The following is a 21,369-nucleotide window of genomic DNA, read 5'->3' as shown; positions in this document are numbered from 1 at the left end:
GATGAATAAATTGCAAATAAAAGCAGGAGAGCTGACGTTTGATTTTTTAAGCAGCGGAGACCTTGCGCAAGCTGTCCATAAAGGAACGATGCTGAATCAAGTGGTGTCGAACAATGTAGATGGCTCGCTTAACAATCTTTACTTGCGCATGCATACCGAAGAAGGAATTTCTTATGAGCCTTTGCTTGGGATTCATTCGTCAAGCCGCATGTCAGCGGTGGATGGTCGTCTGCTATGGGAAGGGACTGCATTTGATGGCATCGCCTATCGCGTAGTCTTCACATTAACGAACCATGGCATCTGGTTCTGGGATGTAACCGCACAATCGCAAGGAAAAGAAGCGAAGATCGACATCATTTATGGACAAGATATTGGACTCGCGGATATTGGCGCAGTGCGGTCGAACGAAGCATACATGTCGCAGTACGTTGACCATAAAGCTTTTAAAGATGAGAAGCTGGGTTATGTTCTTTGCTTCCGTCAGAATCAGCCGATGCAGGGATCATTTCCTTACATGCAGCACGGTGCACTAACAGGAGCAGCCAGCTACTCAACGGACGGATTCCAATTCTTTGGTCTTAGCTATAAAGAAACGGACGTGCCGGAAGCACTTGGCAAGGTTGAACTAGCGAATGAGGTATATCAATATGAATTCACTTATGCGGTGCTTCAAGCTGAGCCTGTCTTGTTGAAGGATAAAGCTCGCTTTGTATTTTACGGCATGTTCAAGGCTGATCATCCATCAGCTGTGAGTGAAATAGAGTTCAGCGCTGAAATTCAGAAGGCTTGGGAAGAAGTTGAGCGTTCGAATGAGACCGGCTTCGCTGCGGCGGCAACACCTGTAGCTAAGTCTGAGGTTGCAAATGCGATTGGAACGCCAGTACGCACGGCATCAATGACGATGGAGGAAGTTAACGCTTATTTCCCTAACCGTCATCAGGAGGAATGGCAAGACGGCAAGCTGCTGTCTTTCTTTACAGAGAGCCATGAGCATGTTGTGCTTAAGGAGAAGGAACTGCTAGTTGAGCGTCCGCACGGTCATATTCTTATGTCTGGCGGCAATGACCGCATGACAGAGGATGTTATGACGACAACTTCCTATATGTACGGTATTTTCAACTCACAATTGCTAGTAGGCAATACCAGCTTCCACAAGCTGTTTACGAATGCGCGCAATGCGCTCAATAATTTAAAGACATCTGGACAACGCATTTATGTCGAGTTGGAAGGTTCATACCGCCTTCTTACTATGCCTTCGATGTTTGAGATCGGCTTTAACTATGCTCGTTGGTTCTACAAAACAGCAGATGACACAATCATCATTACAAATTATACAACGGTTGATTCGCCTGAGGTCCGCCTTCACCTTCGTTCGGAAAAAGGACAGGCTTACCGCTATTTAGTTACGAATCAAGTATCCATGAATAACAATGAATACGAGCTTCCGTTCCATATGGAGCTGGAGGACGGCGTGTTTACTTTCAAGGCTGACCAAGCTTCTATCAGCGCTCCGATTTTCCCTAATCTGCAATATCGGATGTTCGTGAGCGGGGCAGACATGACTGCAGGAGATGAAAGCTTGCTTGTTAGCGGTACGGCATCAGGCTCAGCATCGCTTGTGGTGATGCAGCTTGGCCAAAGTGCGGAATGGACAATTACGATGCAAGGTCTCTTGCGTGGCGAGGCATTGCCGCAGTCAGAGCGGAAGGCAGAGCTTGAAATCGAGCGCTACCGTGAGTTTTTCCGTCAAGTGATGAATGGCTTCCGCTTATCCGCTGAGGGTACTGAAGCAGCTTCAGCTGAGCTGGATAAAGTGAATGCATTGGCATGGTGGTATACGCATAATATGCTCGTTCACTACTCTGTGCCTCATGGCTTGGAGCAATACGGCGGTGCAGCATGGGGAACGCGCGACGTTTGCCAAGGACCGACGGAGTACTTCATGGCTATGAACAAATACGAGCAGGTTGCTGAAATCTTGAAGACCGTTTATTCCCATCAATACGAGGATGACGGAAATTGGCCGCAATGGTTCATGTTCGACAAGTATTTCCACATTCAACAAGAAGAAAGCCATGGCGATATTATTGTTTGGCCGCTGAAGGTGCTTGGCGACTACTTGTCAGCAACAAAGGACTATAGCATTTTGCAGGAGCGTGTTCCTTATACGGTCCGTCACAAAGGCGAATTCACGACAGAATCTGCGACGCTGCTTGACCATGCGATGAAGGAAATTGCCTATATGAAGAGCCACTTCCTGCACGACACGCATTTGTCTTCCTATGGCGACGGAGATTGGGATGATACGCTGCAGCCGGCTAATGCACAGCTTAAGCAATATATGATCAGCAGCTGGACAGTGGCGCTTACGTATCAGGTTATCGCACAGTTTGGCCGCGTGCTGGAGGAAGTTGATGCGATGCAGGCAGCCGAGCTTAAGGAGCTTGCATCAGCTATTCAAGCGGACTTTAATCAGTATATGCTGCAACAGGATGTCATTCCTGGCTTTGTATACATGGAGGAGCCGGGCGATGCGAAGCTGATGCTTCACCCGACTGACACAACTACAGGCATTCAATACCGCTTGCTTCCAATGACACGCAGTATGATTAGCGAATTGCTTACAGAGGAGCAAGCAGCTGAGCATTACCGTGTTATTAAAGAGCAGCTGTATTGCCCAGATGGCGTACGGCTGATGAACCGTCCTGCACAATATGCAGGCGGCGTAAGCACTAACTTTAAGCGGGCAGAGCAGGCATCTAATTTCGGCCGGGAAGTCGGCCTCCAATATGTTCATGCTCATATTCGTTATGTAGAAGCTATGGCGAAGCTGGGCAAGACGGATGAAGTATGGCAAGGTCTACTCATGATTAATCCGGTTGGATTGCGTGATGTTGTACCTAATGCAGAGCTGCGTCAAAGCAACTCTTACTTCAGCAGCTCCGACGGCAAGTTCAACAACCGATATGAAGCGCAGGAGCGTTTCGGTGAGCTTCGTGAAGGAACTGTACCTGTTAAGGGCGGCTGGAGAATTTATTCGAGCGGTCCCGGAATCTATATGAACCAATTGATTTCGAATGCCCTCGGTATCCGACAATCAGAAGGCAATCTGGTTATCGATCCGATTCTGCCAGCTAAGCTGGATGGCATGCAATTCGATTTCATGTGGAACGGCTTGCCGATTACTTTTGTTTATCGCCTTAGCGATGCAGGACAGGTAACGAAGGTCATCATTAACGGTAAGGAAGCGGAAGGGAAGCCTTCAGCTAACCGTTATCGTGTAGGTGGAGTACAAATTTCCGAAGAACAATTGAAAGCTAATCTTCAATCGGAATCCAACCGAATCGAAATATTTATGTAAGAAGCAGACTGGCGGTCTCCAAGAACCGCCAGTCTTTGTGATATAGTGAAGGAACAATGAAAGATAGGAGCGAATGCTGTGGTTAGTATTAAGGATATCGCTAAACAAGCGGGGGTCTCGATCTCGACGGTATCTTACGCGCTTAACGGCAGCCCCAAGGTGACGGATGAGACGACAGCAAGAATTTTGGCTGTTGCCAAGGAATTGAACTACATCCCGAACGCTGCTGCAAGGTCGCTCAAGACGAGAGAAACAAAAATTATCGGTGTCTTTCTTACCGACTTCAGCGGCGCATTCTACGGCGATCTCTTGCAAGGAACAAAGGAGATTTTATCGGAAAAGGGCTATGATCTGATCGTGTGCAGCGGTAAGCAATCTCATCGGATGCTGCCCGAGCGAATGATTGATGGAGCGATTATACTGGACGAGACGTTTGGCAGCACTGAGCTGCTGAGCTACGCGGAGCGCGGACATAAGCTTGTCGTGCTGGATCGTGAACTGCAGCATTCGAACATCAATCAAGTGCTGCTCGATAACAAAGCAGGGGCGAGGTTGGCAGCCGAATATTTGATCGAGCAAGGCCATCGGACGCTTTATGTAGTGACTGGCCCTAGCGGCTCTTATGATTCAAGGCAGAGGCTGCAAGCTGTTACGCAAGCGGTGGAACGATCCGCTGGCGTTAAGCTGACTGTAATTGAAGGAGATTTCAATAAATCGGCTGGGGAGCAGGCTGCAGCGTCAATCATAGCTGAGAACAGCGGCACGGCTGCGGCAGTGTTTTGCTTCAACGATGAGATGGCTATCGGTATGTTCAATTATTTGGCGGCGCATCATCCTGATATTCGGATCGGTGAACATATTCATATCGTTGGGTTTGATAATATGGAGCTGGCTTCTTACACTCAGCCGCGCTTGTCTACGATTGATTATTCCAAGCGCAAATGGGGGGCTCTTGCTGCCGAACAGCTGATCAAGCTGATCAGCGGCGACGAAGTGGAACATGAACGGATTTATGTTTCTCTTATTAAAGGGAATTCGGTCAGGTCGGCCAAAGAAAGCTAAATGGAAGCCATCGACGGCGGAACGGTTTGAGGTGAAATCTCAAGCCGTTTTATTTTTTGAGAAGCATGTCTGTTATGGCCTAATCAAAAAGATTCGACATAAGCGTTGACAACTGTTTCAAAATGTATTATCTTTAAATCAAGATAAATTAATTAAAGATAAAACGGCGCAGAGGGGAGTGATCATCATGGCAAATGAAAAACAAAATGATTCATTAGATCTCTTCATTGCGCTGTCTAGAGCGAGCCAATGGGTGAATGCCCATGCGGATCGTGATATTCGTAAAAACGGCTTGAACCGCACGGAATTTGGAGTGCTTGAATTACTCTACCACCGCGGACCGCAGCCATTGCAGCAAATCGGTGAGAAAGTGCTTATGAGCAGCGGCAACATTACTTATGTCGTGGATAAGCTGGAGAAGAAGCAAATGGTACGCCGGAGAGCTTCGACTACGGATAGGCGCCTCATTTATGCAGAACTAACCGATGATGGCAAACAGTTCGTAGAGGATGTATTTCCTGCTCACGAAGACGCGATCAAGCAAGCGGTAAATGGGCTGACAACAGAAGAGAAGCAATTGGCAAGCAAGCTGCTCAAGAAGCTAGGAAAGTTTGCTCAGGAGCACTACAAGTAGCGGGTTTAACTAGCTGTAAAGGTAAAATCACGCGCGCAAGCGTTTGTTGCATATCAATGATGGCTGTTATAGGGTAGCAGCGATCATTTATGCACATCATATATCTTAAGTTAGAGATTCTTTAAATTGTGGCAAAAAGAGCTGTGGTGCAAGCAGTAGTTTAAACATTATAAACAAAATGGAGGAGTTTACATTGAGTATTGCATTGGGATTATTGGTTGTTCGTGTCGTTGTAGGTCTGTTGTTCGTGGGGCATGGTGCACAAAAGCTGTTTGGCTGGTTTGGCGGTTATGGGCCAAAGGGAACAGGCGGCTGGATGGAGTCGATTGGCATTAAGCCAGGGGTTGCTATGGCTGTTGCCGCTGGATTGATGGAACTGATCGGCGGCCTATTATTCGTCGCTGGTCTTCTTACACCTCTTGCTGCGGTATTGATCGTGCTTACTATGCTTGGTGCTATTGTGAAAGTACATGGTCCTAACGGAATATGGGCAACCGCAAACGGTTATGAATATAATCTTGTTCTCGTAGCCATTGCTATAGGCATCGCATTAACAGGTGCTGGTGAATATTCCATTGATGCGCTTATTGGCTAATCAGAAGTGGAGTTAGTTACGTTGCTTTTCATATTCCTATAAAATAAGGAGTGTCATTACCATGACAAATCAAACAGCTGGTATTCACCATATAACTGCTTTTGTTAGAAACGCTCAGACGACGGCAGATTTTTATTCAGGCGTATTAGGTCTAAGGTTGATTAAGAAGACGATTAACTTTGATGCGCCAGAGGTTTATCATTTATATTTTGGCAATGAGATCGGAAGTCCAGGCACTATTATTACGTTTTTTCCTTGGGAGAATTCACGCAAAGGCAAAATAGGCGGGGGCCAGGTGGGTATAACCACTTATGTAGTTCCCGCAGGTGCATTCGGTTTTTGGAAAGAGCGTCTAGCTAAGCTTAATGTGGATTTTGCTCAAACATCAAGATTTGGAGAGCAGTATTTGCAATTCGAAGATCCTGATGGCTTAAAGCTTGAGATCGTAGCTAGGGAACAAGGAGAGGACAGTAAATGGTCGTTTGGCGGCGTTCCGGCGCAGCAAGCGATTAAGGGCTTTGGCGGTGCCGTATTATATACGACGGCTTCGGCTAAAACCGCGGAGCTCCTTGTTAACGTGATGGGACTGGAGAAAGTCGGGGAAGATGAAGGTTATGCTCGTTTTAAAGCAACAGGTGATCTGGGCAATCTAATTGACATCAATGTAGAGGATATGGAGCACGGACATGGAGGAGCTGGCACCGTCCATCATATCGCTTGGCGGGCAAAAGACGACGCGGAGCACGCGCTATGGAGAAGCCACGTTGAGAGCCATGGCTTCCAGCCTACTCCGATCGTGGATCGCCAATATTTTAACGCGATCTATTTCCGTGAAGCCGGCGGCATTTTATTCGAGATTGCTACAGATCCACCGGGCTTTGCTCGTGATGAAGAGCCGGAGCATCTCGGTGAAAAGCTGATGCTGCCGGAATGGTATGAGGAGCATCGTACGCAAATTGAGCAATTATTGTCACCATTTGAAGTAAGAGTATTGGAGGAGGACAAATGATGAAACATATATTCAAACAAGGAACAGATGCAACTGCACCAGTACTGCTGCTCTTGCATGGAACGGGTGGTACCGAGCGGGATTTGCTCCCGCTTGCAGAGCTGGTCTCGACTGCTTCGTCCGTGCTGAGTGTCAGAGGAAATGTGCTCGAGAATGGTATGCCGCGTTATTTCAGACGGCTTGCTGAAGGCGTATTTGATCTAGAGGACCTTAAATTCCGCACGCAGGAGCTTAATGAATTTCTAGATCAAGCCGCAGTCGAATATGGATTCGACCGCAATAATATCGTGGCGATCGGTTATTCCAATGGAGCGAATATCGCAGGCAGCCTATTGTTCCACTATCAAGGTACGCTTCGCGGAGCGATCTTGCATCACCCGATGGTGCCGATTCGGGATGTTAATCTGCCTGATCTAGCTGGCGTACCTTGTTTCATTGGCGCGGGTTCGAATGATCCGCTTTGCACGCCGCAGGAGACAGAGGAGCTGGATCGTATGCTGCAAGCAGCTGGGGCGCCGGTTATGGTACATTGGGAGACATTTGGGCATCAGCTAACGAGTTCAGAGGTAGCTGCGGCAGCGGCTTGGTTTAACGAAACCTTCACAGGTTAATATAAAGCAAGCATTTCGTTTATAAAGGGGAGCCCATCATGTTATCGATTGATCCAACGAGTCAAAGTGTGCAGGACAATTATAAGCTGTTGATTGGCAGCATTGTGCCAAGACCCATTGCTTTTGTCACTACGCTCTCAAGCGAAGGCGTGCTGAATGCAGCTCCGTTCAGCTTCTTCAATATCGTTACCGCTAATCCGCCTATGGTTGCGGTATCTGTACAGCGCAAGCCGGGAGGTATCCAGAAGGATACCTCCCGAAATGCCATCGCCCAAGGCGAATTTGTTGTACATATTTCTGATGAGAGCTATATCGAAGCGATTAATATAACGGCAGCAGCTTTGCCTTCGGAAGAGAGTGAAGTTGCGCTTGCAGGCTTAACGGCTATCGTTAGCGACCTTGTGCGTGTGCCGGGTGTAGCTGAAGCGAGAATTCGTATGGAATGTGTACTCGACCAATCGTTATCGCTTGGCGGCACAGAGGATTCGCCAGCCTGCGATTTATTAATTGGCAGAGTTGTACGTTTCCATGTGGATGAGGCTTTGTACGAGAACGGGCGAATTAACGCCGAGGCATTGAAGCCGGTGAGCCGGCTTGCTGGAAACGATTATGCGAAGCTAGGCGAGCAATTCACTATTGTACGGCCAACATAAACGTAATGTGCGGTAGAAAAATGCAGCGGCAGCTGCGGACAAGAAAACGTCCGTGGCTGCTATGCAAACCAATCGCCCCGCTAACACAGCAAAAGCTGCCGATTGTTATACTCGGCAGCTTTTTTGCTTAATCGTAAGCTTCAATTTTGATTAGATAATCTCATTCGGAAATCGGGTATGAGCCAATAAAATCTAGTATGGCGTCATTAACCAAAACCGGGTTTTCTCTAAGCATATGAGGCCTGTGACTGCCTCCCTGAACGACGAGATATCGAGATCCTTTAATCAGGGAACTCAATTGTTTTATCTTCGCTTCACCTACAAATGGATCATTTTCCCCAGTAATAAGCAAGGATGGACAACGAATGCTGCTTAGCTGCTCGCTCGTAAGCTGAGGATAGAGACGCCAATCGTTCGCAGACTGCCGCATATGCTCCTGCCAATTCCCTCGATGAGCTTCTGCATGCCTTTCAATCATTTGATTGATAGTCAGTTGCTGCTTATGTTCCAAAAGCCACTCTGGCTCGAATTGCTCTACACCCGTTGGATCTGCATAACCGCTAGTTCCTATCGTAGTTAAAGTAGCAACTCTTTCGGGATAATGAACAGCGCCATACAATCCAACATTCGCCCCCAAGCTGTACCCGATCAAATGTGCTCTAGAAATGCCAAGCGCATCCATAAAACCGATCGTGTCCTCTACAAGCTGAGGCGTATTCCATTCGAGACTGCTGCACTTTGTTCGTCCATGACCTCTGAAATCCGGATAATAACAAGTATATTTGCTCTGAAAATCAAGCAATTGGCTGGCGAAGGCTAGAAGTCCCCGAGAGTAGCCGCTGTGCAAAAAAATGACAGGTTCACCGTTTCCCATTTTTTCATAAAAAACGTTCAAATCCTTGAATGGAATGTAGGGCATGATCGTGCCGCCTCCTAAATTTCATCTCAAATCCACGGCAGCTTTTTAAACGTTAAGCTTAAAGAGCTATTCTATGAATATCTCTTTTTTTGGGAGAATTGGCAAGGTGTATTGCAGGTATAAGACTAGTTTCTATATCTAATTGTGCTGAATTGGCTGTTTAAAGAGAAATAGGGCTAGTTTCTAGCCCTATTTCTGAGAATTTCACGCTCGTGAGCCGAATTGGCGGTATGCGGTGCTGCTATGCTATGGATTAATCGGTATCGATTGCTCCGGCACCTCTCCTGGATTCTCAGCATGAGGGTTCTCTGAACTCTCGAAAGGAACCAAATAGTATTTCTCAGCTTTCAAATCAATCGGAACGTAGCGGTTATAAGAACCCTCTGCAGATATTTCCGCAGTGTTTGGCAATAGCTCCACCCCGGATTCACTGATAATTTTAAATGCAATGTGGTTGGACTGCTCGGTCCAGTCATAATATAAAATCGTTGAAATAGGTGATACGACCATGTTTTTTAGATGAATGGATTGTCCGTTACCAAGTGATATATCCTTATTAAATGCAATCGTTTCACTTGTTGCAGCCAATTGATTCGTCGGAACCTTAATGTCAAAGGACCACGGATTCTCAATCAGCTTCACTTTCGAGTCGATGCTCCAGTCTAGATTATCGTATCTAATTTGGAAAGCAATGGTTTCACCGATCGGAAGCTCTGAAATTCGCAGCTCATTATAGACCGTATACATGGAATCGTGAACTTTAATGGATTGTCCAGCGGTTCCTGAAGTGAGATTCTGTCCATTCATGAGTACGGTCGGCATCGGATGCATTTTGTAATTAAATTTGACCCCCTCTGCAGGCTCAAAAGTGGAGCTAATAAGTAAACGTCCGTTATCAATCAACGCTTCATCTAAGGTCCATTTCCCGTACTTATTTTCAGCAGTGGCACCAATTTCGGTTTTGAACGGAGAGTAGTCCGCGTTCTCATCTGCATTAGTTGCCATCAATCGCTCCATCAACCCTCCGACGAATGGAACATTGGCAAAAGTCACAGTCCCCGTGCTGATTGAAATACCTACTGCCAAAATTATGGCCGCCGCAACACCCGCATATTTCTTTTTATTATTGGTTTTATGTTTTCTGATCTTGCTCCGTACACGGCGGTCCCAGCTTTTTTTTTGGAGGCTCGTGAGCTCCTGTTCTTCATACTGGCTTACATCCAGATTAAGATCATTTAGCTCTTTATAAATCGACATAGTCTCACTCCTTATCCTTGATTATTTTTGAGCAGATAGCTTTTCAATTTCTTGCGTCCTCTGGAAAGCTTGTTGTGTACCCAAGATTCCTTGGCATTATAGTGCTCCGCGATTTCATGGGAAGGTGTTCCCTCTAAGTAATATTTTTCGAAAATATCCCGCTCACGCGCTGATAGTTGGTCAAACAGCTCATCTACTTGGCTTGTGCCTGCTGCTTCGCTTGTTTTGAACATGCGATCATCTATTTCGGAAACCGAAAATTGGTGATTGTGAAGCTTGATTTGTTTTCTTTGGTAATCAATTGCTTTATATTTGGCAATCGCTGCAAGCCATTGTTTAAAGCCATTTTTCTCTGGATCGAAGTGCAAAATATGGTTCCATACCGAAAGCAGCACATCATCCAGACATTCCTCGTAATCCTGCTGCTGGCCATTTAAATGGCGTTTAATTATCGCAGCAAGCAGTCCTCCATATTGATGGATAATAAAAGAAATGGCTTTCTCGTTTTTATTTATTATGTGTTGTACAACATTGTCCTCTGTCAGTTTCAACCGTTCACCCCTCCTTGCAACAATTATTGGCGCCTACTAGGTAATACGAATAGAATTCCATTAATCTATCACATGAGAAAAAAAGAGCTAGCTTCCCGTTTCCATATCGACAATAGATCAAGCATAATAGATAGTGTTGCAATATTCTTATTTTGACATTACTGGTCCATACAAGGAGAGAGTGAGATGCACAAAATAATGATTGTAGAAGATGATCCGAAAATCGCGGAGCTTCTGCTGTCTACTATAACGAAATATGGCTATGAAGGGATACGTGTAAACGATTTTCAGCATGTAATGGATGAGTTCCATCAAGCCAAGCCGGACATGGTTCTTCTTGATGTGAATTTGCCTAGTTATGACGGCTATTACTGGTGCAGGCAAATCCGCAGCGCATCGATCTGCCCGGTGTTGTTTATATCCGCTCGCGACGGTGAAATGGATCAGATCATGGCTCTTGAAAATGGGGGCGATGATTATATCACGAAGCCGTTTCACTCTGGAATTGTGCTGGCCAAAATCCACAGCCATCTTCGACGTGCCTATGGGGAGTATTCCTCCAGATACGAGGAACGCGTTCTCGAAATCGAAGGGCTCATGCTTTATCCCGAAAGGTTGGAGCTGAAGCTTGAAGCTGCAATCATTGCGCTCACGAAAAAAGAATCCGACATTGTAGAAAGCCTCATTGAGCGATATCCACGGGTTGCCAGCCGCGAGGCTCTGCTTGAGAAGCTGTGGGATGATCAGGCTTACGTCGATGAAAATACGCTGAATGTGAACATTACCCGCGTTAGAAGAAAATTTCAGGAGCTTGGCATCGAAGATGCTTTGCTGACGGTGAGAGGTACAGGCTATCGGCTGAACGTCACATGGATGAAGGAAAGTGACAAGTGAAACTGTTTATAAGAGAACACGCTCTGCTCATTGTTGTTCAGCTTTTGCAATTGGGTATCATTTTTTCGATTTATTGGCTCGATGGCTATCACAATTTGGAGACAGCACTTTACGTTGTTTTTCTTGCTTTCTTCATCCTAGGCGGATACCTTGTGTACCACTTTCTTAGTCGGCGACATTATTACCTCCGCCTTAGTCAGCCTCTCGAATCGCTAGATGCTTCATTTCAGAAAATCGGGCAGTCGCCCATCTCGGAGGCGCTCCAGAAACTGTTGCATGCCCAGTACCGTCATTATCAGCAGCAATTATACACGGTAAAGAAGCAGCAGGAGGAGCATCTCGTTTTCATGGACCAATGGGTTCACCAAATGAAAACACCTCTTTCGGTCATCGAGCTCACTGTTCAAAATATCGATGAGCCAGAGTTTGCCAGCATTCGTGAGGAGCTGGAGAGAATGCGCTCGGGATTGCATACGGTCCTTTATATGTCTAGGCTCCGCGCCTTCGAACAGGATTTCCACGTGAAGCCCGTTGTTCTGTCACAAATCATCAGCGCCGTTGTCCATGACAACAAACGACTTTTTATTCGCAATCAGATTTATCCCGAGGTTCACATCAGTACGCCTGAATTAACGGTCGAAACGGATGAGAAATGGCTGTTTTTTATGCTCTCCCAGCTCGTCATCAATGCGATTAAATATTCTGCGAGCAAAGAGACAGAAGGGAAGAAGGTCGTGATTTCCTGCTATTTGCGCGGGAGCGAAGCTGTTATTGAGGTTATCGATCGTGGGGTAGGCATTCCTGCTGCGGATATGAAGCGGGTATTTGATCCCTTTTTTACCGGGGAAAACGGACGCGGCATGCGCGAATCAACGGGTATGGGGCTCTATCTGACGAAGGAGGCTGCTGATCGTCTTGGGCATGGAATGGAGCTAACGTCAGTGGTCGATCAGGGTACGGAGGTACGTATTATTTTTGCCGCCTATCAGAAGCTTACAAGCGTGTAATAAAAGTGAAAGTCTAATCGATAGTTAGCGGCTGACCGTCCACAGTATACTGATCACACATTAACTGTTTTCCTCTTGAAAGGAGATCTAAGTATGCTGCATGTAAGACAGGTTAGTAAAATATATGAAGGTAAAATGTCCTATCGGGCTTTGACCGACATTAATTTAACGATTGATGATGGTGATTTTGTTGGGATTATGGGCCCCTCTGGAAGCGGGAAAACAACGCTGCTGAACTTAATTGCAACGATTGACGAGCCGACAACGGGAGACATATCATTTCACGGCAAAACGACCAGCAAGCTGGACAAAAATGAGTTAGCTATATTTCGCCGCCGTGAGCTTGGATTTGTTTTTCAGGATTTCAATCTGCTTCACACCTTGACGGTTGAGGAGAATATTGTGCTGCCGCTGACTCTGGATGGCAACAAGGTTAGCGAAATGAAGAAAAAAGTAAAAGCCATAGCAGAGAAGCTAGGCATAACAGAGATTATGGATAAACGCATGTATGAAATATCTGGGGGGCAGGCACAGCGAGCAGCGATAGCAAGGGCTATGATTCATTCCCCCAAGCTGCTGCTGGCAGATGAGCCGACAGGAAATCTTGACTCCAAAGCAGCGAAGGATGTTATGGAGCTGCTGGAGAAAATTAACCGCGAGCAGAAAGCAACAATGATGCTAGTCACGCATGATGCGGTGGCTGCTAGTTATTGCAATCGCGTTGTTTTCATTAAGGACGGCAGGTTCTATACGGAAATCCATCGGGGTGACAATCGTCAAACCTTCTTCCAAAAAATTATTGATACGCTTTCGCTGTTAGGAGGATATCATAATGACGTTTCGCCAGTTCGCATTCCGTAACGTCACTCGTAACAAACGGCTTTATGCAGGTTATTTCCTCAGCAGTCTATTTACGGTGATGGTTTTCTTTACTTTTTCTATCTTTGCATATCACCCTGTCCTTAGCGGGGAAAATATTCATTCCAGCGCTACGTTTGCGCTTTCTGTATCCAAGTGGATTATTTATGTATTTTCCTTCTTTTTTGTTCTGTACTCCATGAGTGCATTTCTACAATCGCGCAAAAGAGAATTTGGGCTGATGATCATGCAGGGCATGACCACTGTCCAGCTCCGTCTGATGATTTTTTTGGAAAATATGATTATTGGCCTATTTGCCATTATCGGCGGCATTGGTTTGGGGCTTGTGTTTGCAAAGGCGATTTTGCTTGCAGGGGAAAATGTTCTTACCATCAATGAAAAGCTATCCTTTTATATTCCTTATAAGGCTATTATCCTCACTCTGGTTTCATTTTTGATTCTATTTATTCTCATCTCTTTTTTTATTTCTACCGTACTGCGCAGCGGGCAGCTGGTTACGCTATTAAAGGCAAACAAGCAAGCGAAAAGTGAGCCAAAGTCATCCTTCCTTCTTTCCATGCTAGTACCAATCCTGATTGGAGCAAGCTACTTTCTTAGTTTGCGAGCCGATGGCACCGAGGCTATTTTTCTGCTCATTCCGGTTACGATCATGGTTTGCATCGGCACCTACTTGCTGTTTACACAGCTTAGCGTTTATATCATTCGGAAGCTAAAGAGTATGGAATCGATTTTTTGGCTCAAAACGAATATGCTGCTTTTTTCCGATCTCGCCTACCGCTTGAAGGACAATGCGCGTTCGTTCTTTCTGGTCGCTATTATCTCCACTGTCTCGTTTTGTGCGATAGGCTCGCTTTATGGATTTCAATCCATCATCGGCGGAGATCATGTTAAGGGTAATCCTTATCTATTCACCTACCGGACAACGACGGATGGAGATAGCATCGAGCAAGAGCATATGGAGCAGATTGATCGCACACTGAAAGAATCGAACATCGCAAATGAAAAAGAAATGCTTAAGCTTGGTTATTACAAGGCCTCCAATAGCGATAAAATGATTGTAGTGGTTAAGCAATCCGACTATAACCATTTGGCCGAATTAATGAAAATAGATAAGATTAAGCTTTCAGGCGGCAAAGCAGCGGTTGTCGACTTTGGGTTGTCACGAGCGGGTAAAGCAATGCTTAACGAGCCATTTACGCTGCAGCCTAGTGTTGTGATTGAAGCCAATCGAGCTGTTGTATCGCCAGCGGTACATGGTTTCAGCGGCTATTTCATTGTATCGGATGAACAATTTGCAAAACTCCAGCCTCCAGTACAAGAGAGCCATTATTATGCATGGCATGGACCACTGCGGCAGAAAGAAGCCATAAAGGCAGGCGGTAAGCTTACGAATCTTATTCCCTATAGCGATAAATATGAGTTTTACGCGCTTGAATTTCAAAATTCCGTGTTAAGCGAGCGCTTTGGCCCGATACTGTTCATTGGTTTGTTTATCGGAATCGTGTTTTTTGTCTCCGCAGGCAGTTTTCTTTATTTCCGCCTGTACAGCGATTTGGATGATGATAGGCAGAAGTTCAAAGCGGTTTCGAAAATGGGCCTAAGCGACAAAGAGCTTGCAAAAATACTGAATCGACAAATTATATTGCTATTCTTTGCACCAATCGTGGTGGCATTAGTACATGGGGCTGTTGCCCTCATGACACTATCCAACATGTTTAAATACTCGCTGCTCAAGGAATCCATACTCGTGCTTGGCCTATTTTTTATCGTTCAAGTCATTTACTTCTTCATCGTTCGTTTCTTCTATATTAGGCAGGTAAAGATGGCGCTTGCCTAATTGAGCATCATAAAGAAAGAGTGCTTCGGAGGCGATTACACCTTCAAAGCACTCTTCTTTATTTGTCTAATGCTTTAATGAGCAGGTCTGCATAAAACTGTGCTCCATGCTTTTTCAAATGCACGCCATCAGCGGCAAAAAAGTCCTTTTTCCCTTTGCTTGCTGTATACCAGTCTACAATGGTCACGTTCTCCGTCTTTTTCGCTGTGGCTGCGAGCATTTTATTTACGGAATCCTGCCATTTGCGCGGGACACGCGTATTGATGAATATGATTTGACGTTCTGTGCCTAACGTGTCAAGAAGCTCATTCATCTGTTTTGTCGTAAAGGCACCGTTCGTTCCGAGCTGAATGACAACCGTATTTCCAAGCTGGTCATTTTTTTTCAAGCCCTCGATCACATCTAATGCCTGCCCAAACTGTCTTCCTATTTTTCCATCAACCACGATACCCGGAACCAGCTTCTCTAGGAATGGTTCAGCATCCAATAGGACGGAATCACCGATTGCTGTCACGCTGTTTTGATCGATAGGGGTGACAGTCGGTTTGTCTGGTACAGGCTTCTGATCTTTGTTTCCCTGTACGGGATTGCTGGTTGGTTTGTCATTAACAGTGGGTACAGGTTTTGGCTTACTGCCATCGGTACCGTTCACAATGGTATCAACTTTCGGCTGCTCGGGATCGGTGATAGACGGTTCGGTTTTATCCGTTCCTGTACCCGGAGCCGTATTAGATTGACCAGGTTGTTCCGTCGCTTGCGGAGGCGTTTGTTTTTCTGGTTCAGCTGGCTTCGGCTCGATCACAGCCTCATGTTGTCCAGTCTTGTCGGGCGCAACTACAGATGTTTCATTGTTCGTGCTATCGCCGCTGGCTGACTGCAAATTCACACTACTTGTGCAGGATACGCTCGAGAATACAATGACAAGCACGGCGAGATAACTGCTAGCTTTTTTTAATCCAATCCGCTCCGTTATTTGCTGTTTAAACAGGGAATATATTTTTCCAAGCGCACCATGCCTTATAGGCTCCTCTATAAACCGCCAAGAAAGCTCAGCAAGTACGAACGTTAGGATTACTTGAATAATTGCTCTTAAAGGATGCAGCTCCCCGCTCTCGGCCGTTGGAGTCGTTAACACGATAATTGGATAATGGTATAAATAAATGCCGTAGGAACGGACGCCGATCCATGCAAGCACTTTACTTCCGATTACATTTGCGAATTTACTTGCGGGATGGGCGAGTGCAGCCACGACAACCGCAGTAGCAAGGGAGAACAGCACCATGCCTCCACGATATAGAAAAGAATCATACTCATTGGTCTGATTAATCATAACCAAAATGATGACGAAGCCGAATGTGCCTACAGCATCCATAAACATGCGACTGCGTGCAGACAAGGTCGATGACAGCTTCCAACTCGGCCAAACGATAGCAAGCGCTGCACCAATGAGAAGGGCAAAGGCTCTGGTGTCCGTCCCATAGTAAACACGGCTTGGATCAACACCCGGCTGGTAAAGCAGTATCATCGCACCGGCTGATACCGCAGCTGCCGCCAGTGTCCACAGCGCAAGTTTGCCCCGTTTTGGAGAGAAGCGGATAACGGCTAACAGCACGAGGGGCCACAATAAATAAAATTGTTCTTCCACTGCAAGCGACCATAAATGGCCGAACGGTGAAGCGGGGCCGAAGCTCTCGAAGTAGGAAACCTCATGGAAAATAAGGTACCAGTTGCTTATATAAAGAAGCGCTGACCCGATATCGCCTTTTAGAGACAATAACCGGCCTGTATCACTAATCAACAGCCATAATGAAACGACAGCTATCATGAGAAACATCGCAGGCAGCAATCGCCTAGCTCGGCGAATAAAAAACGTTTTGAGATCTAATTTCTTGGAAGGATGAAGCTGTTTCAGCAAAATGTCCGTGATTAAATATCCAGAGAGGACAAAAAACATAGTAACCCCGAGCAGTCCGCCCGGTACCCATTGCAAGTTCAAGTGATAAGCGATGACGGCAAGAACGGCAATGGCGCGCAAGCCATCCAGTCCCGGCATATAGCGACTACTGTTGCCGATTGGTTTAGGCATGGCGGAATCCTCCTACATGAATTTGAATGGGGAGAATTGCAGCAAGGTCGATGAGAATAAGACGGTGGAAAAAGCGATGATTACGAATAATACCGATGGTAAAAATGGTGTTCAGCCCCTCTGGATGATGAATCGTTGTAAATCAATTATATGGCGGCAGCTAAAATAATTCGTAACAGAACAGTTACAAATCGGTATCAAACTGGAAACAAAAAAAACGAAAAGTTACAGAACGAATAAATGCATGTTTCCACCAGTAAAGGGAACCGTAACCACAAGTATTTTTTTGGGAGGTTCCCTAGATGAGAATCGTAAAATTTTGGATCGCTTCGTTTTTTGCGTTGTTATTTATGACGAGTGGAGCAGATATTGCAGCGGCACCGAATGGGGAACAAGAACAACTTCTAAGGGCTGCTTTTGTGCGAAATGGCGAGCTTTGGCTAAAGACAGGTCAAGTGGAGAAGAAGCTTGCAAGTGGACCTCTTGTGCGCAATCCCAAGTGGTCATTCGATGGAGAATGGCTTGCATATACGCAGGGAGATGCAGAGCAAGAGCTATGGGTGCTGCATTTGCCAACAGGCAGGAGCAAGCTCGTCGCTGCAAATGTCGGCAAAAATTTTCAATGGGCACCGAAGAATAAGCTGCTGGCATATCAGATAAAGGATCAACTGCAATACGTTGATGCGAGCTCGCCGGACAAACCGCTTGGTTCCGCTGCTGCCATAGATAATTTCTCATGGCTGCCGTATGGTAAAGGTTTTTTTGCTTCTTCACAGTCAGAGCTGCTCCCGGATGGATGGACGCCGATCCATCTTTATCAAATACCACTTCGTACAATGGATGATCCTCGCACCTATACAACCGTTCATGTGCTGCCAGCACCATCTGACGATTTTTTTGCGGTCGGCACGAGCGAGTTCAAATGGTCCGCTGATGGTCGATGGATCGCATTTCTTGCTAAGCCAACCGCGTCGTTATCGGCCGATAGCAACATCCTTTGTGTGATTTCAACTGACGGCGTTGTATTTCGTACACTTGATGAGATGGTGAATAATCCCCAGTGGTTCTCATGGGCAAAGAGCGGCAGCCGGCTCGCTTACATTGCAGGGATCGGGCGCGAGGCCACCAGCAATAAACAGCTAAAGGTGCTGGAAGTAACCTCAGAGAAGGGGGCTGCGTACACGCCTAAGCATTTCGTTGATCAAGCATTTGTTTGGCAGGATTTGCAGCATATTATTGTGTCGAGAGCAGCGGAATCTAAGCCGGATGGCGATCAACGCCTTGCAGCATTTCCTTACTTAGTGAGGGTGGATCTGAATAATGGCGTGCAAAAACATTTGACTAAGCCCTACCGAAAGCATGGCGCTTATAACCCGGTAGTTCTTCATTCGAAGCTTTTTTGGGTGAGGGATGATCATACTACAGCAGATGTAATCATGGCGGACATAGATGGACACCATGCAGTGGAATGGGTAAAAGGTATCGACCAAGCAGATTCTTATTATGGACAATGGGACTGGTCTGAGGTGATTGCATTCTATTGAGTGCATCATAACGTATGCCGCAAAGATCATAATATGCTCAATTGATAACCTATTCTACATGCTATAATATAAGGAGGTGATGGAGACAAGCTGGCTGAGGAACGCCCAGTTCAATTATGATAATTACTTAATCAAGGGAGTGGAACAATCAATGATTAGTAAAGTCGGTCAAATCATGCTGTATGTAGATAACCAAGATAAGGCAGTGGAGTTTTGGACAGAAAAAGTAGGCTTTCAAGTCATTTCTGAAGAAAATAACGGCCAAGGTTTTCGATATATTGAAATTGCTCCTACAAAGGATTCAGAAACAACGATTATTTTACATAATAAGGAATTCGTTGCAAAAATGTCACCAGGATTAAATCTTGGTACACCATCTTTAATGTTTTTTACGGAAAACTTCGAACAGTTGCATGGCGACCTGTCAAATAAAAGTGTCACTGTCGGTGACATTGTAACGATGCCTTCTGGAAGAGTATTCAACTTTGCAGATGATGAAGCAAACTACTTTGCTGTAATGGAGAAAAAGTAATATTCCCTCCAATTTCATTGTATTTGGAAACGAATGCTCTATAAAACAGCGGCAGTCTTTCGAGACTGCCGCTGTTCTTGCAATGACAAGTTAATTTATACTCTTTATTCGGACAATCCCTTCAGTTGATGCCGCGTCTTCGTACATAAAATATAAAGAATAATCTCCTGTTGTATAACTAATGCCATATTCATCATACCCGCCATCAGAATTGCCTTCGGAATCTGGTTCTCCCAAAACCTTTTTAACCTCTTCTACGGATTCGTTTATTTTTATATCGATTACACCTATCTTATTTTCGTCCCAAATATAGAAGTAGCAGTTATCATATTTTAAGTAATCAGCATTTTCAAATCCAACCTCGTCAGGCTGTCCATAGGCTTGCTCTAGTTCGCTCCGAGAGTGGTTTAAATTTACTTTCAAGCCCTTAAGCTGCCCTTTTTCGGCTGTTTCCAGAAGCTCATTGTCGAGGGTGAATCGACATGCATTCCCTTTACCCGTTTCTATTTGAGGTGTTGCAGGTTCCTCGGCTTTCGCACAAGCAGAGAGGAGGAGCATCGATAGTAAAAGGCATATTCCAGTGGTTTTGCTTATCCTACTTATCATAGAAACGCCTCCAATAGTTCACTCGATATAACTATAAACGGGCCGAGTAAATGTAATGTTTCATTGTCAAAAAAAGAGTGCTTTCTAGTAGATAAATGGCTTTATGCCCATACTTGTTCGGCAATAATAAGATTGAATATAGTCAAACAAATAAAAGGGATGCTCTTAAGCGAATAAATTCGCTTGAGAGCATCCCTTTTTCTTATATCTGAACAAGCAGCAAAATGATAGATGATAAACATAAGCATGTGCTGACCAAGCATAGGAACATGACGACCTGCTTATGATTGAGGCCGGCCCGCAGCAAGCGATAATGCGCTTGGCTGGCATCTGCCTGATAGATCGCTTTGCCTTGCAGCATGCGCTTCACGACAACGAATATATTATCGAAGATCGGTACGCCGAGCGCCAGAATTGGGATAAACAACGACATTACGGTAGCTTGCTTAAACGCGCCGTCTAGTGCAATGACCGCCAAAATAAACCCAAGGAAGGTAGCTCCAGCATCGCCCATAAAGACTTTTGCAGGAGGTTTGTTATATCGCAGGTACGCAATCGTGACGCCTACTAAAATAATAGCCATGATGGCGGAATTGGATTGTCCTTTGGCCAGTGCTACAACGAACAGCGTTACGGCAGAAATCGCCGAAAGCCCGCCAGCGAGCCCGTCCATGCCATCGGAGAAGTTAATGACCGTCGTTACGCCAAAGATCCACAAAATCGTAAGCGTAAACTGCAAAATAACGGGAAGCAGCACATATTCGCCTGACAGCGGATTGTAAAAGCCGGTAAATGCGATGCCTGAAGCATAAACGAGCACCGCTGCTGATATTTGGACGATAAATTTAGGAAGCGACGGAAAGTCTTTGCCTTTCGTCTTGTACCAATCATCAACCGTGCCGATGAAGAGAAGCAGTACGCCGCCCAAAAATATGGCGCCAGTTTGTAGGGAGAAATCTCTTGTGACGAGCAAATAAGTAAAGAAAAATCCGATGAAAATAACATAACTAGCAGTAAGAGGGATCGGTTCCCTATGAAGTTTTCGCTCAACATCCTTGCGGGGCTTGTCCACAAAATCAAGACGGAAAGCCAGCTTTGCAAACGGAGGAATTAAGAAATAAACAATAGCAAAGGAAACTAACAAAGAGATTGCATATAAAATAATAGTCACCACCGTTAGTTAATGAAGGAACAACAGAATTATACAATTCGTGAAGAAAATTGTCGATTGGAGATTACATAAGTGAGAAGATATTAATCTTTAGAAGCTGCCTGCAGCACACCCTTCATTACACAATCAAGATGCATCCTTCCTGCCCAGATTGAATAAAG

Annotated in this window: 21 protein-coding genes; 15 read left to right on the top strand and 6 right to left on the bottom strand. The window is 45.5% G+C overall.

All coding sequences use genetic code 11. The annotated features are described in order from the left end of the window. Position 1: 1 nt before the first annotated feature. The 8 genes from MHH56_RS32125 (at position 2) to MHH56_RS32090 (ending at position 8,056) form a co-directional block, all read left to right on the top strand. On the top strand, positions 2-3,361 hold the full coding sequence (locus MHH56_RS32125; RefSeq protein WP_339205585.1) for a cellobiose phosphorylase: 3,360 nt from the start codon (positions 2-4) through the stop codon (positions 3,359-3,361). A gap of 78 nt (positions 3,362-3,439) precedes the next feature. Continuing rightward, entirely contained in the window at positions 3,440-4,423 is a 984-nt protein-coding gene (locus MHH56_RS32120; RefSeq protein WP_339205584.1) for a LacI family DNA-binding transcriptional regulator, read from the top strand. 187 nt (positions 4,424-4,610) lie between these two features. Further along, positions 4,611-5,057 (top strand): MarR family transcriptional regulator, encoded by a 447-nt coding sequence (locus MHH56_RS32115; RefSeq protein ID WP_339205582.1) that lies wholly within the window; start codon positions 4,611-4,613, stop codon positions 5,055-5,057. 178 nt (positions 5,058-5,235) lie between these two features. Continuing rightward, the gene (locus MHH56_RS32110) at positions 5,236-5,652 is read left to right on the top strand and encodes a DoxX family protein (RefSeq protein WP_076266412.1); all 417 of its coding nucleotides are present in this window, start codon (positions 5,236-5,238) and stop codon (positions 5,650-5,652) included. A gap of 61 nt (positions 5,653-5,713) precedes the next feature. After that, positions 5,714-6,661: a ring-cleaving dioxygenase gene (locus MHH56_RS32105; RefSeq protein WP_339205581.1), complete on the top strand. Its 948-nt coding sequence runs from the start codon at positions 5,714-5,716 to the stop codon at positions 6,659-6,661. Further along, positions 6,661-7,272, top strand: coding sequence for an alpha/beta hydrolase (locus MHH56_RS32100; RefSeq protein ID WP_339209786.1), 612 nt, complete (start codon positions 6,661-6,663; stop codon positions 7,270-7,272). The genes MHH56_RS32105 and MHH56_RS32100 overlap by 1 nt, the downstream gene beginning before the upstream one ends. 38 nt (positions 7,273-7,310) lie before the next feature. Continuing rightward, positions 7,311-7,925: a flavin reductase family protein gene (locus MHH56_RS32095; protein ID WP_339205579.1), complete on the top strand. Its 615-nt coding sequence runs from the start codon at positions 7,311-7,313 to the stop codon at positions 7,923-7,925. A 5-nt stretch (positions 7,926-7,930) separates the two neighbouring features. Beyond that, a complete protein-coding gene (locus MHH56_RS32090) occupies positions 7,931-8,056 on the top strand; it encodes a hypothetical protein (protein ID WP_339205577.1) in 126 nt (41 codons plus the stop codon). A 29-nt stretch (positions 8,057-8,085) separates the two neighbouring features. Here the strand turns inward: MHH56_RS32090 and MHH56_RS32085 are convergent, their stop codons facing one another. The 3 genes from MHH56_RS32085 to MHH56_RS32075 all read right to left on the bottom strand — a co-directional run bounded on the left by MHH56_RS32085 (position 8,086) and on the right by MHH56_RS32075 (position 10,652). Further along, entirely contained in the window at positions 8,086-8,844 is a 759-nt protein-coding gene (locus tag MHH56_RS32085; protein WP_339205575.1) for an alpha/beta hydrolase, read from the bottom strand. A gap of 246 nt (positions 8,845-9,090) precedes the next feature. Beyond that, the gene (locus MHH56_RS32080; RefSeq protein WP_339205574.1) at positions 9,091-10,101 is read right to left on the bottom strand and encodes a DUF4179 domain-containing protein; all 1,011 of its coding nucleotides are present in this window, start codon (positions 10,099-10,101) and stop codon (positions 9,091-9,093) included. 11 nt (positions 10,102-10,112) lie between these two features. After that, complete coding sequence (locus MHH56_RS32075) at positions 10,113-10,652, bottom strand: sigma-70 family RNA polymerase sigma factor (RefSeq protein WP_339205572.1); 540 nt, start codon at positions 10,650-10,652, stop codon at positions 10,113-10,115. 186 nt (positions 10,653-10,838) lie between these two features. Between MHH56_RS32075 and MHH56_RS32070 the strand changes: the two genes are divergently transcribed. From MHH56_RS32070 to MHH56_RS32055, 4 genes are all read left to right on the top strand, one after another. Further along, positions 10,839-11,546 (top strand): response regulator transcription factor, encoded by a 708-nt coding sequence (locus MHH56_RS32070; protein WP_339205570.1) that lies wholly within the window; start codon positions 10,839-10,841, stop codon positions 11,544-11,546. Further along, on the top strand, positions 11,543-12,553 hold the full coding sequence (locus tag MHH56_RS32065) for a sensor histidine kinase (RefSeq protein WP_339205568.1): 1,011 nt from the start codon (positions 11,543-11,545) through the stop codon (positions 12,551-12,553). Before MHH56_RS32070 ends, MHH56_RS32065 begins: the two co-directional genes overlap by 4 nt. Positions 12,554-12,646: 93 nt before the next feature. Further along, complete coding sequence (locus tag MHH56_RS32060) at positions 12,647-13,414, top strand: ABC transporter ATP-binding protein (protein ID WP_339205567.1); 768 nt, start codon at positions 12,647-12,649, stop codon at positions 13,412-13,414. Then, positions 13,386-15,269 carry an ABC transporter permease gene (locus MHH56_RS32055; RefSeq protein ID WP_339205566.1) on the top strand — a complete coding sequence of 628 codons (1,884 nt, stop codon included), beginning with the start codon at positions 13,386-13,388 and terminating at the stop codon, positions 15,267-15,269. Before MHH56_RS32060 ends, MHH56_RS32055 begins: the two co-directional genes overlap by 29 nt. 58 nt (positions 15,270-15,327) lie before the next feature. Here MHH56_RS32055 and MHH56_RS32050 read toward each other — a convergent pair whose 3' ends face one another. Beyond that, the gene (locus MHH56_RS32050; RefSeq protein ID WP_339205565.1) at positions 15,328-17,355 is read right to left on the bottom strand and encodes an acyltransferase family protein; all 2,028 of its coding nucleotides are present in this window, start codon (positions 17,353-17,355) and stop codon (positions 15,328-15,330) included. Positions 17,356-17,371: 16 nt separating this feature from the next. Here MHH56_RS32050 and MHH56_RS32045 point away from each other — a divergent pair, with 16 nt between their 5' ends. The 3 genes from MHH56_RS32045 (at position 17,372) to MHH56_RS32035 (ending at position 19,431) form a co-directional block, all read left to right on the top strand. After that, positions 17,372-17,524, top strand: coding sequence for a hypothetical protein (locus MHH56_RS32045; protein WP_339205563.1), 153 nt, complete (start codon positions 17,372-17,374; stop codon positions 17,522-17,524). Between the two features lie 133 nt (positions 17,525-17,657). After that, a complete protein-coding gene (locus MHH56_RS32040; protein WP_339205561.1) occupies positions 17,658-18,899 on the top strand; it encodes a hypothetical protein in 1,242 nt (413 codons plus the stop codon). 151 nt (positions 18,900-19,050) lie between these two features. Then, complete coding sequence (locus MHH56_RS32035; protein ID WP_076266632.1) at positions 19,051-19,431, top strand: VOC family protein; 381 nt, start codon at positions 19,051-19,053, stop codon at positions 19,429-19,431. Between the two features lie 90 nt (positions 19,432-19,521). Here the strand turns inward: MHH56_RS32035 and MHH56_RS32030 are convergent, their stop codons facing one another. Next, on the bottom strand, positions 19,522-20,037 hold the full coding sequence (locus MHH56_RS32030; protein ID WP_339205559.1) for a DUF4309 domain-containing protein: 516 nt from the start codon (positions 20,035-20,037) through the stop codon (positions 19,522-19,524). A 202-nt stretch (positions 20,038-20,239) separates the two neighbouring features. Next, entirely contained in the window at positions 20,240-21,208 is a 969-nt protein-coding gene (locus tag MHH56_RS32025) for an MraY family glycosyltransferase (RefSeq protein WP_339209785.1), read from the bottom strand. Between the last annotated feature and the right edge of the window lie 161 nt (positions 21,209-21,369).

It is taken from the genome of Paenibacillus sp. FSL K6-3182 (assembly GCF_037976325.1).
Classification (GTDB): domain Bacteria; phylum Bacillota; class Bacilli; order Paenibacillales; family Paenibacillaceae; genus Pristimantibacillus.
The sequence above is the reverse complement of the archived record's forward strand: the minus strand, read 5'-3'. Positions and strand labels throughout refer to the sequence as shown.

Excerpts from the sequence above, each read along its gene's own strand:
- MHH56_RS32125 (WP_339205585.1), top strand. The coding sequence starts at position 2 with ATGAATAAATTGCAAATAAAAGCAGGAGAGCTGACGTTTGATTTTTTA.
- MHH56_RS32115 (WP_339205582.1), top strand. The coding sequence starts at position 4,611 with ATGGCAAATGAAAAACAAAATGATTCATTAGATCTCTTCATTGCGCTG.
- MHH56_RS32110 (WP_076266412.1), top strand. The coding sequence starts at position 5,236 with ATGGAGGAGTTTACATTGAGTATTGCATTGGGATTATTGGTTGTTCGT.
- MHH56_RS32105 (WP_339205581.1), top strand. The coding sequence starts at position 5,714 with ATGACAAATCAAACAGCTGGTATTCACCATATAACTGCTTTTGTTAGA.
- MHH56_RS32100 (WP_339209786.1), top strand. The coding sequence starts at position 6,661 with ATGAAACATATATTCAAACAAGGAACAGATGCAACTGCACCAGTACTG.
- MHH56_RS32095 (WP_339205579.1), top strand. The coding sequence starts at position 7,311 with ATGTTATCGATTGATCCAACGAGTCAAAGTGTGCAGGACAATTATAAG.
- MHH56_RS32090 (WP_339205577.1), top strand. The coding sequence starts at position 7,931 with ATGTGCGGTAGAAAAATGCAGCGGCAGCTGCGGACAAGAAAACGTCCG.
- MHH56_RS32085 (WP_339205575.1), bottom strand. The coding sequence starts at position 8,844 with ATGCCCTACATTCCATTCAAGGATTTGAACGTTTTTTATGAAAAAATG.
- MHH56_RS32080 (WP_339205574.1), bottom strand. The coding sequence starts at position 10,101 with ATGTCGATTTATAAAGAGCTAAATGATCTTAATCTGGATGTAAGCCAG.
- MHH56_RS32070 (WP_339205570.1), top strand. The coding sequence starts at position 10,839 with ATGCACAAAATAATGATTGTAGAAGATGATCCGAAAATCGCGGAGCTT.
- MHH56_RS32060 (WP_339205567.1), top strand. The coding sequence starts at position 12,647 with ATGCTGCATGTAAGACAGGTTAGTAAAATATATGAAGGTAAAATGTCC.
- MHH56_RS32055 (WP_339205566.1), top strand. The coding sequence starts at position 13,386 with ATGACGTTTCGCCAGTTCGCATTCCGTAACGTCACTCGTAACAAACGG.
- MHH56_RS32050 (WP_339205565.1), bottom strand. The coding sequence starts at position 17,355 with ATGCCTAAACCAATCGGCAACAGTAGTCGCTATATGCCGGGACTGGAT.
- MHH56_RS32045 (WP_339205563.1), top strand. The coding sequence starts at position 17,372 with ATGAATTTGAATGGGGAGAATTGCAGCAAGGTCGATGAGAATAAGACG.
- MHH56_RS32040 (WP_339205561.1), top strand. The coding sequence starts at position 17,658 with ATGAGAATCGTAAAATTTTGGATCGCTTCGTTTTTTGCGTTGTTATTT.
- MHH56_RS32035 (WP_076266632.1), top strand. The coding sequence starts at position 19,051 with ATGATTAGTAAAGTCGGTCAAATCATGCTGTATGTAGATAACCAAGAT.
- MHH56_RS32030 (WP_339205559.1), bottom strand. The coding sequence starts at position 20,037 with ATGATAAGTAGGATAAGCAAAACCACTGGAATATGCCTTTTACTATCG.